General features: G+C 73.4%; 8 protein-coding genes and 1 pseudogene. 3 read left to right on the forward strand and 6 right to left on the reverse strand.

Annotation, left to right across the window (positions count from 1 at the left end):
* Positions 1 to 24: 24 nt before the first annotated feature.
* Positions 25 to 1,032: a TauD/TfdA family dioxygenase gene (locus SSNG_RS27030; RefSeq protein ID WP_007267107.1), complete on the reverse strand. Its 1,008-nt coding sequence runs from the start codon at positions 1,030 to 1,032 to the stop codon at positions 25 to 27.
* Positions 1,033 to 1,251: 219 nt separating this feature from the next.
* Between SSNG_RS27030 and SSNG_RS27035 the strand changes: the two genes are divergently transcribed.
* On the forward strand, positions 1,252 to 2,040 hold the full coding sequence (locus SSNG_RS27035) for a 4'-phosphopantetheinyl transferase superfamily protein (protein ID WP_007267108.1): 789 nt from the start codon (positions 1,252 to 1,254) through the stop codon (positions 2,038 to 2,040).
* Positions 2,041 to 2,118: 78 nt separating this feature from the next.
* Complete coding sequence (locus SSNG_RS27040) at positions 2,119 to 2,679, forward strand: hypothetical protein (protein WP_007267109.1); 561 nt, start codon at positions 2,119 to 2,121, stop codon at positions 2,677 to 2,679.
* Positions 2,680 to 2,830: 151 nt separating this feature from the next.
* On the opposite strand, the gene SSNG_RS27045 is transcribed toward SSNG_RS27040, so the two are convergent.
* Together SSNG_RS27045 and SSNG_RS27050 are read right to left on the reverse strand one after the other, a co-directional pair.
* Entirely contained in the window at positions 2,831 to 4,663 is a 1,833-nt protein-coding gene (locus SSNG_RS27045) for an AfsR/SARP family transcriptional regulator (RefSeq protein WP_007267110.1), read from the reverse strand.
* A gap of 132 nt (positions 4,664 to 4,795) precedes the next feature.
* Positions 4,796 to 5,245, reverse strand: a complete 450-nt coding sequence (locus tag SSNG_RS27050) for an Lrp/AsnC family transcriptional regulator (RefSeq protein WP_042802011.1) — start codon at positions 5,243 to 5,245, stop codon at positions 4,796 to 4,798.
* A gap of 114 nt (positions 5,246 to 5,359) precedes the next feature.
* Between SSNG_RS27050 and SSNG_RS27055 the strand changes: the two genes are divergently transcribed.
* Complete coding sequence (locus SSNG_RS27055; protein ID WP_042802013.1) at positions 5,360 to 6,361, forward strand: asparaginase; 1,002 nt, start codon at positions 5,360 to 5,362, stop codon at positions 6,359 to 6,361.
* A gap of 73 nt (positions 6,362 to 6,434) precedes the next feature.
* Here SSNG_RS27055 and meaB read toward each other — a convergent pair whose 3' ends face one another.
* The 3 genes and pseudogenes from meaB to SSNG_RS27070 form a co-directional block, all read right to left on the reverse strand.
* Positions 6,435 to 7,418, reverse strand: a complete 984-nt coding sequence (gene meaB / locus SSNG_RS27060; protein ID WP_007267113.1) for a methylmalonyl Co-A mutase-associated GTPase MeaB — start codon at positions 7,416 to 7,418, stop codon at positions 6,435 to 6,437.
* Positions 7,419 to 7,430: 12 nt separating this feature from the next.
* Positions 7,431 to 9,623: a methylmalonyl-CoA mutase gene (gene scpA / locus SSNG_RS27065; protein ID WP_241695268.1), complete on the reverse strand. Its 2,193-nt coding sequence runs from the start codon at positions 9,621 to 9,623 to the stop codon at positions 7,431 to 7,433.
* A 16-nt stretch (positions 9,624 to 9,639) separates the two neighbouring features.
* Positions 9,640 to 9,916: pseudogene (locus SSNG_RS27070) on the reverse strand (methylmalonyl-CoA mutase); the annotation flags it as partial.

The raw sequence follows: 9,916 nt of genomic DNA on the forward strand, positions 1-9,916 counted from the left end.
CCTTCGGTGCGTGCGGTCCGGTCCTCAGTCGAGCACCGCCCCGCCGCCCTTGCGGTCCACCCGGCTGCGCCGGTGGTCCAGGTGCGCGTACACCCGGTGCAGCCAGCGGTCCTGGCCGTCGTAACGAGGGGTGAAGGAGGTCCGGCCGTGCACGGCGAGCCGGTTGTCCACCACGGCGAGGTCGCCGACCCGCAGCGCCAGCGCCGACATCGTCCGCATGAGCGCCTCGCGCAGTTCGGACATGGCGGCCGCGGCCTCGTCGTCCAGCGGGTGCGTCGCGGCGAAGTCCACCAGGACGTTCGGGTCCTCGAGGTCCCCGACCAGGATGGGGTGCGCCGGCGTGACGGAATTCAGGCCGCCGAAGGACGGCGGCGGTTCGGTGAGGAACCGGGGTGCGGCCAGTACCGCGACCGTCCGCTCGGAAAGCAGCGGGAGTGCCCTTCGTATCGAGGACGTGCACAGCTTCGCGTCGCCCGTCGCGTCCTCGCGCACGCAGAGCAGCCCCACGTAGTCGGGCTTGTTGTCGTGGAAGGCGTTCTCGACGTGGAGTTCCAGCAGAATCGATCCCGCATTGCTCTGGGAATTCTCGCTGCCCGGCACCGGCACGACGTTCTGCACCAGGGCGCCGGTCTTCTCGCTGCGATAGGCGATGACCTCGCCGAGCTGCATCATCGCCGCCGTGACCAGGGCCGAAGCCACGGCCGGCACCCGCTCGACGGAACCGGGCACGCTCGGCGTCTCCGGCAGCGGGTGGCTCGCCACCACCGGCACGTTGCGCAGCAGCAGCACCGCGTCCGGTCCGGCGTCGTGCCGGAACCGGCGCAGCTCGGAGAGGATCCGGCGGGGCAGCATCGCCGAGGCGTCCCGGACGGTGTCCAGCCAGGCGGGCTCGTCGATCAGCGCCGGGCCGGCCGCCAGCACCCCGGAGGCCAGGGCGATCAGCTCGTCGCGCTCGGCGTCGGTGAGGGTGACGGCGTCCGGCGTCGTACCGGTCGCGGGAAGGGTAAGGGTGTGCTCTCGCGTCCTTGGCATGAAGAATTCCTCGGGGTAGATGAGCCTTGACCCGAGTCAGTTTCCGGACGCGCCCTATCACATTCCTATGGAAAACACTCCCGAACGTGCAGCGGAAATAGGTATAGGCGGGACATAGTTGCCCGCCGAATGCTTATGGGGCGGCTTTGTCCCCGGTGAAATCCGCCGGTCGGCCGCAGTTCCCGCACCGTTCGACGGGGGAGAAGAAGGGAGGATTTCATGGCATTGAGGGAAGAGGACCCCGCCCACGGCGCGGCGATCGCCGCGGCCGGCGCCCTGGGCGCCCAGGGGGAGGCCCACGTCTGGTGGTGGCGTCCGCCCGAGAACACCGATCCGGCCGATCTGCCGCTGCTGGACACCGAGGAGTTCCGGCGGGCGCTGTCCCTGCCGGCGGAACGCGACGCCGCGGCTTTCGTCCGCTCCCGCGCCGCCGCCCGCCGGGCACTCGGGGAGCTGTTCCGCCTCGAACCCCGGGACGTCGCCCTCGGCCGGGACGCCTGTCCCGGCTGCGGCGACGGCAGCCACGGTCCGCCCCGGCTGGTCGTCCCGCCGGTGCCGCTCGCGCTCAGCACGAGCCGTACGAACGGCTGCGGGGTCTTCGCGCTCGGCGCCGGCCCCGCGATCGGCATCGACGCCGAGGCCCTGCGTCCCGTACGCCGCTCGGCGACCACCGACCCGGACCTGACCCCCGCCGAGCGCGCCCACCTGGCCGCCCTGCCGCAGGGGCCCGAACGCGACGCGGCCTTCCACCGGATCTGGACCCGGAAGGAGGCCGTGGTCAAGGCCACCGGCCTCGGTCTGTCCGGGGTCGAACTCGGCCTGCTGGAAACCCATCCGGCCCGCACCGGACCCGTCCGGGTCACCCACACCCACCGCGGCAGGACCACGGCCTGGACCGTCGAGGACCTCCGGGTGTTCGACGACGTCGCGGTGGCACTGGCCCGGCCGGCGGGACCCGCCGCCCACGGCCCCGTCCACCACCACGTCGACCGTCCGACGGCCGCCTGAACCCGCGCACCGCACCCGCACGATCACCCGTCCCGCCCGACCGCCCCGGTACCGCCTCAGCGAAAGGCCCGCAGAGCCATGACCATCGAGTCCTTCTTCCCCGCGGAAGAGCTGATCACCGCCCACTCCGCCCACGGCCGGCCCGCGTCCCAGGCCCCGGCCGGCACCACCCTGCTGGGCCTGACCGCCGAGGACCTGAAGGCCTACTTCACCCACATCGCGGAGGCCGTCGAACAGGACGACCCGGGCCCGGCGGCACGCGGCGGCTGGGAGGAGCGGGAGCGGCTGCGCTTCTCCACCTGGGTCCGCCGGGTCTACGAGCACCCGCTCTCGCCCGCCGTCTTCGCGCTCCCCGTCACCCGGCTCATCCGCGAGGTCCAGGCCGGCCAGGCCGCCGAGCTCGCGTTCCGCATCGACGTGGGCCGGGCCCGGGCGAAGGCCGCGAAGCCCTCCGCCGAGGTCCGGGCCACCGCCGCCGTCGCCTCCGCCTGGGCCATCGCCGCCGACGCCCTCGCCGGGTCGCCGCGCCCGCCGCGCGAGCGGGTCGTCGGCGACGTCTGGACCATCGTCCGGGAGACCATCGAGCCCGCCCTGCGGCCGGCCGGCACCTTCCAGCCGCGCTCCCACAGCTCCTGGTGAGCGCCGTCCCCTGAAGGGTGTCGCGAAAGTCCCGCACGGCGCCCACGGCGCCCGGCGCGCACTCCCGCCGCACCGGGCGCCGCCGGGCCCGCCCTCCGGGCGGACGGCGCCACTTCGCGGACACCCCCCGGGTGTCCGGCCCGCCACGTGTTCACCGCACCGCGGAGGGGAAGGCGTCACGCGTGGTCAGCGAGGCCGCCAGCAGCCGCACCAGGTCGTTGCACCGGTACAGCGGCCTGCCCTGGGCGTCCAGCCCGGACAGCTCCATCAGGGCGCCGTCCACCAGGGCGTCCAGGGCCGACTCCGCCTCCTCCTCCGCGGTGCCCAGCACCAGCGCCGCGTACTGGGCGGAGAACGGCTCCCCGTCCCAGTCGGCGAGCCCGGTCAGCGTGGCCAGCTCCGGGCCGCCGACCCGGCGTACGCAGTGCACCAGCGCCTCGCGCACGCTCACGTCCCCGTACGCCAGCTCGGCCAGCCGGCCGTCCGGATCGGCCAGCCGGGCCGCCAGCCGGGCCACCGGCCAGTGCGGCCGCGCCGCGAGCCGGGCCCCCGTCACCGACAGGGCCAGCGGCAGCCCCGCGCAGTACGCCACCAGGTCGTCGGCCGCGTCCGGGTCCGCCTCCAGCCGGTCCCGGCCCGCCAGCGAGGCCAGCAGCTCCATCGCCTCGTCGTCGTCGACCGGGGACAGCGCGGTGGTGTCCGCGCCCGCCACCCGGGCCAGCCGGGCCTGACTGGTGATCAGCACCGCCGCCTCCGGTCCGCCCGGCAGCAGCGGCGCCACCTGCCGGTCGCCCACCGCCCCGTCCAGCACCAGCAGCAGCCGGGCGCCCGAGGTCCGGGTCCGGTACAGCCGCACCAGCTCCTCCAGATCCTGCGCGGCGGCCGCCGGCGGCGGCTCCCCGAGGGCGCGCAGCAGCCGCACCAGCACCTCGGCGGGCTCCTTCGGGGCCCCGTCCGGGTGGCACAGCTCCACGTACAGCTGTCCGTCGGGGAAGCGGGCGGCGCAGTCCTGGGCCGCGCGCACCGCGAGCGCCGTCTTGCCCACCCCGGCCATGCCGGTGATCAGCAGCCGGCGCGGGCGGCCGTCTTCCCGGGTCAACCGCTCCCGCAGCGAGGCCAGTTCGACCCCGCGCCCGGTGAACTCCCCGTAGGGCGCCGGCAGCGTCGAGGGCGCGGCCCGTCCCGCGGGCACCGCCGCGGCCGCCGGAGGGCCCTCCGCGGCGGACGCCGGGGGCGCGGCCGAGGCCAGGCCCAGTCCGCCGCCGAGCACCGCCTGGTAGGTGGAGCCGAGGGCCTCGCCCGGGTCCACGCCCAGCTGGTCGGCGAGGACCGCGCGCCCCTCGTAGTAGGTGTGCAGCGCGTCGGCCTGCCGCCCGCAGCGGTACAGGGCCGTCATCAGCTGCGCGCGCAGCCGCTCCCGTACGGGGTGCTCGGCGACCAGCCCGGTCAGCTCGGCGGTCACCTGCTCGTGCCGCCCGACGGCCAGGTCGGCCTCGATGCGGCTCTCCAGCGCGAGCATCCGCGCCTCTTCCAGCGGGGGCAGCTCCGCCTCGATCATCTGCTCGGTCGCGTTGGCCAGCGCGGTGCCCCGCCACAGGTCCAGCGCGTCGCGCAGCAGCTCCCCGGCCTCCTCGAAGCGCCGGTCGGCGAGGGCCTCGCGGCCCAGCCGGTCGAGCCGGGTGAACTCGGTCAGGTCGATCCACGCCCCGGGCGCCCGCAGCACGTAGCCGGGCTGGCGCCGGACGATCTCGATCTCCTCACCGAGGTGCTTGCGCAGCCTCGACATGTACGTGTAGATCTGCGCGCTCGCCGTGGCCGGCGGGTCCCACCCCCACAGGAGCGCGCTGAGCCGTGCATCGGAGACCACGCGTCCCTCGGACAGCAGCAGCGCGGCGAGCACCGTGTGCACCTTCGAACCGGAGAGCGGGATCGTAGCGCCGCCTCCCCGTTTGGCCTCGATCGGCCCGAGCAGCCGGAAGTCCATGCGGCACCCCCTTCTGGTGTGAGCATCCGTTCTGGATTCCAGAAGCTATGCGGGGGCCTTATTGGAGGGTTATCGCTCGCCGTGCGCCTCCCGGACCGCGGGGATATCCGCAGGCCGGAGGGGTGGCCCCCCTCACACGGGCAGGCCCGTGGGGTCCTTGACGCGCTTCATGATGATCTGGGAGTTGACCTCGGTCACCCCTTCGAGCGCCGTCAGCCGCTCGATCCACAGCCGCTCGTACGCGCGCAGGTCGGCGACCGCGATGCGCAGCAGGCAGCCGGGGCTGCCGAACAGCCGGTAGGCCTCCACCACGTCTGGGATGTCCTGGAGGGCCGCCTCGAAGGCCTCGACGGCGTCCCGGTCCCTGCGGACCTCCACCGACACCAGCACCTCGAAGCCCCGGCCCACCGCCTCGGGGTCGATCACCGCGCGGTATCCCTGGATCACCCCGTCCTGCTCCAGCTGCCGCACCCGGCGCATGCAGGGGGAGGGGGTCAGGCCCACGCGCTGGGCGAGCTCCTGGTTGCTGAGCCGGCCGTCGCGCTGGAGCTCACGCAAGATTTCACGGTCAATCGCGTCCATCACGCAATTATCACCCAGTCTTTATTACGGTTCGACCCAAACACGCAATCGCATTGCGCGTAGATCTCACTATCATTGCCCCCTCCAGAAAATCTGTACGAAGGAAGGGTGGCCATGGGGCGCATCGTCGTCATCAGCACCGGCGGGACGATAGCCAGCCGGTGGATGGGCTCGGGCTTCGCCGCCGAGGCGGACGGCCGCGAGGTCATGGCCACCGCACCGCTGCCCGAGGGCGTCAGCGTCGAGGTCGTCGACCTGTTCAGCGTGAACAGCCCCCGCCTCACCACCGCCCACCAGCTGACCCTGCTGCGCACCGTCCACGAGGTCCTCGCCGACCCCGGCGTCGACGGCGTCGTCGTCACCCACGGCACCGACACCCTGGAGGAGTCGGCCTTCCTCGTCGACCTGCACCACCACGACGCGCGCAGCGTCGTCTTCACCGGCTCGCAGCTCCCCATGGGCTCCGCCGACGGCGACGGCCCCGGCAACCTCTACGACGCCCTCCTCACCGCCGCGACCACGCGCGGGCTGGGCGTCCTGATCACCTTCGCCGGCCGGGTCCACGCCGCCCGCGGCACCGTGAAGACCCAGGCCGTGGCCCTGGACGCCTTCGCGGACCCCTCGAAGGAACTCCTCGGCAAGATCGGCTTCGGCAAGGTCGCCGTGCTCCGCAACCCCGAGCGCCCCGCCCCCCTCGCCCTGCCCGCCATGCCGGAGCTGCCGCCGCGCGTCGACATGGTCATGCACCACGCCGACGCCGACCCGCTGCTGCTGAACGCCGCCGTCGAGGCCGGCGCCCAGGGCATCGTCCTGATCGGCACCGGCGCGGGCAACGCCACCCCGGAGATCGTCGAAGCCGTACGGGCCGCCGTCGCCCGGGGCGTCCTCGTCGCCCTGACCACGCGGGTCGCCGCCGGCCCGGTCACCGAGATCTACACGCACGGCGGCGCCGTCGACCTCGTCGCCGCCGGAGCCGTCCCCACCGGCACCCTCCGCGCCGGCCAGGCCCGCATCGCCGTCCTCGCGGCCCTCCTGTCCGCCCCCGACCCCGCCACCCGCACCCAGACCCTCCGCGCGGCCCTGGGCACCCCGGACCCGGTCCTGGTCGACGCGTAGGAACGTCGACGCGTAGGAACGCGGACGGGCCCGCCCCGCACGACACGGTGACGGGCCCGGCCAGGGCGCCGGCTCAGCCCCCGAACGCCCCCAGGATCCGGTCCGCCGCCGACGTCGGCGTGACCGTGCCCGCGCGGACGGCCGCCTCCAGGGACGGGGCCAGCTCACGTACCGCCGGGTCCGAGCGCAGGCGTTCCAGCAGCTCCTCGCGGACCATCGACCAGGTCCACTCCACCTGCTGAGCCGCCCGCTTGGCCGCCAGCCTCCCGCCGGTCTCCAGGACCGTCCGGTGCTGCTCCAGGCGGTTCCAGACCTCGTCCAGGCCCGACGACTCGCGCGCGCTGCACGTCAGCACCGGCGGGGTCCACGCCGCATCCGCCGGGTGCATCAGGCGCAGCGCGCCCGACAGTTCCCGGGCCGCGGCCTTCGCGTCGCGCTCGTGCGGGCCGTCCGCCTTGTTCACCGCGAGGACGTCCGCCAGTTCCAGGACACCCTTCTTGATGCCCTGCAGCTGGTCGCCCGTACGGGCCAGGGACAGGAGCAGGAAGGAGTCGACCATGCCCGCGACCGTGGTCTCCGACTGGCCGACGCCCACCGTTTCGACGAGGACCACGTCGTAGCCCGCCGCCTCCATCACGATCATCGACTCGCGCGTGGCCTTCGCGACCCCGCCCAGGGTTCCGGCGGACGGCGAGGGGCGTACGAAAGCCGCCGGATCGACCGCCAGCCGCTCCATCCGGGTCTTGTCACCCAGGATGGAGCCGCCCGTACGCGTGGACGAGGGGTCCACCGCCAGGACCGCGACCCGGTGCCCCAGGCCCGTCAGCATCGAGCCGAACGCGTCGATGAAGGTGGACTTGCCCACCCCCGGCACCCCGCTGATGCCGATCCGGCGCGCCCTGCCCGTGTGGGGCAGGAGCTCCGTCAGCAGCCGCTGGGCCAGGGCGCGGTGGTCCGCCCGGGTGGACTCGACGAGGGTGATGGCACGCGCGATGTGCGCCCGCTTCCCGTCGAGCACGCCCTTCACGTACACGTCGATGTCGATCTTCGGGGGCATCCGCTCGGCCGCCTACAGCTCGTGGCCCAGGTCCGCGGCCAGCCGCGTCACCAGGTCGTGGGCCGCGTCCGGGATGACCGTGCCCGGCGGGAAGACCGCCGTCGCGCCCATCTCCAGCAGCGTCGGGACGTCCGCCGGCGGGATCACACCGCCCACCACGATCATGATGTCCTCGCGCCCCTCCTCCGCCAACTGCTCGCGCAGCGCCGGTACGAGGGTCAGGTGGCCGGCCGCCAGCGACGAGACGCCCACCACGTGGACGTCCGCCTCGACGGCCTGGCGGGCCACCTCCGCGGGGGTCTGGAACAGCGGGCCGACGTCCACGTCGAAGCCCAGGTCGGCGAAGGCCGTCGCGATGACCTTCTGGCCGCGGTCGTGGCCGTCCTGGCCCATCTTCGCGACCAGGATGCGCGGACGGCGGCCCTCCGCCTCCTCGAACCGGTCGACGAGCGCACGGGTGCGCTCCACGGACGGGGACTCGCCTGCCTCGGTGCGGTACACACCCGAGATCGTACGGATCTGGCTCGCGTGCCGCCCGTACACCTTCTCCAGTGCGTCCGAGATCTCACCGACCGTGGCCTTCGCCCGCGCCGCGTCCACCGCCAGCGCCAGCAGGTTGCCCTCCAGGCCCTGGCCCGCGCCGCGCTCCGCCGCGTTCGTCAGCGCCCGCAGCGCGTCCTGCGTACGCGCCTCGTCGCGCTCCTCGCGCAGCCGCCGCAGCTTGGCGATCTGCTGGGCGCGCACCGAGGAGTTGTCCACCACGAGGACGTCGATCTGCTCGTCGTTCTCCACCCGGTACTTGTTGACGCCGATCACCGGCTGCCGGCCCGAGTCGATCCGCGCCTGCGTACGGGCCGCGGCCTCCTCCACGCGCAGCTTCGGGATGCCCGCGTCGATGGCCTGCGCCATGCCGCCGGCCGCCTCGACCTCCTGGATGTGCTGCCACGCCCGGCGCGCCAGGTCGTACGTCAGCTTCTCCACGTACGCGCTGCCGCCCCACGGGTCGATCGACCGGCAGGTCCCCGACTCCTGCTGGAGCAGCAGCTGGGTGTTGCGGGCGATGCGCGCCGAGAAGTCCGTCGGCAGGGCCAGCGCCTCGTCCAGGGCGTTCGTGTGCAGCGACTGGGTGTGGCCCTGGGTCGCGGCCATCGCCTCGATGCACGTGCGCGTGACGTTGTTGAAGACGTCCTGCGCCGTCAGCGACCAGCCCGACGTCTGCGAATGCGTACGCAGGGACAGGGACTTGGCGTTCTTCGGGTCGAACTGCTTGACCAGCTTCGCCCACAGCAGCCGCGCCGCCCGCAGCTTCGCGACCTCCATGAAGAAGTTCATGCCGATCGCCCAGAAGAACGACAGCCGCGGCGCGAACGCGTCCACGTCCAGCCCGGCGCCCCGACCCGCCCGCAGGTACTCCACGCCGTCCGCGAGCGTGTACGCCAGCTCCAGGTCGGCCGTGGCCCCCGCCTCCTGGATGTGGTACCCGGAGATCGAGATGGAGTTGTACCGCGGCATCTTCTGCGAGGTGAAGGAGAAGATGTCCGAGATGATCCGCATCGAGGGCTTCGGCGGATAGATGTAGGTGTTGCGGACCATGAACTCCTTGAGGATGTCGTTCTGGATGGTCCCGGCCAGCTTGTCGGGCGAGACGCCCTGCTCCTCCGCCGCCACGATGTACAGCGCGAGGACCGGCAGCACCGCACCGTTCATCGTCATCGACACCGACATCTTGTCCAGCGGGATCCCGTCGAACAGCTGCCGCATGTCGTAGATCGAGTCGATCGCCACGCCCGCCATGCCCACGTCGCCGGTCACGCGCGGGTGGTCGCTGTCGTAGCCGCGGTGCGTCGGCAGGTCGAACGCCACCGACAGGCCCTTCTGCCCGGACGCCAGGTTGCGCCGGTAGAAGGCGTTGGACTCCTCCGCCGTGGAGAAGCCGGCGTACTGCCGGATCGTCCAGGGCTGGTTCACGTACATCGTCGGGTACGGGCCGCGCAGGTACGGCGCCGCACCCGGGTAGGTCCGCAGGAAGTCCAGGCCCTCCAGGTCCCGGCCCGTGTACAGCGGCTGTACGCCGATGCCCTCGGGCGTCTCCCACAGCAGGTCGGCCGGGGTGGTGCCGGTGGACTCCTTCACCGCCGCACGCCACTGGTCCTCGGTGGCGCCGCGCGGGGCCGCGCCGAGGGCGAGCTCGGAGAAATCGGGGATGCTGCTCACACGGCGCTCACTGGCCATGGGGGACTCCCATCCGGTCGAGTACGGAGGACAGCACGGCGACCGCGTCACAGCCGGCGAACACGTACTCGTCCACGGCGTCGGCGCAGGTGCCGGGCTTGCCCGCGAGGAACACGGTCGTCGCGCCGGCCCCGCGCAGGGCGGCGGCCACCGCCGCGGCCCGCTCCTCGTACAGCGCGTCCGAGGAGCACAGCACCGCCACGCCGTCCGCGCCGCTCGCCACGTACGCCTCGGCGGCGTCCGCCGCGTCGACCGACACCGGGTCG

It is taken from the genome of Streptomyces sp. C, from assembly GCF_000158895.1.
GTDB lineage: Bacteria > Actinomycetota > Actinomycetes > Streptomycetales > Streptomycetaceae > Streptomyces > Streptomyces racemochromogenes.

Bases quoted from the DNA above. Each gene is read 5' to 3' on its own strand.
- SSNG_RS27030 (WP_007267107.1), bottom strand. From the start codon at position 1,032: ATGCCAAGGACGCGAGAGCACACCCTTACCCTTCCCGCGACCGGTACG.
- SSNG_RS27035 (WP_007267108.1), top strand. From the start codon at position 1,252: ATGGCATTGAGGGAAGAGGACCCCGCCCACGGCGCGGCGATCGCCGCG.
- SSNG_RS27040 (WP_007267109.1), top strand. From the start codon at position 2,119: ATGACCATCGAGTCCTTCTTCCCCGCGGAAGAGCTGATCACCGCCCAC.
- SSNG_RS27045 (WP_007267110.1), bottom strand. From the start codon at position 4,663: ATGGACTTCCGGCTGCTCGGGCCGATCGAGGCCAAACGGGGAGGCGGC.
- SSNG_RS27050 (WP_042802011.1), bottom strand. From the start codon at position 5,245: ATGGACGCGATTGACCGTGAAATCTTGCGTGAGCTCCAGCGCGACGGC.
- SSNG_RS27055 (WP_042802013.1), top strand. From the start codon at position 5,360: ATGGGGCGCATCGTCGTCATCAGCACCGGCGGGACGATAGCCAGCCGG.
- meaB (WP_007267113.1), bottom strand. From the start codon at position 7,418: ATGCCCCCGAAGATCGACATCGACGTGTACGTGAAGGGCGTGCTCGAC.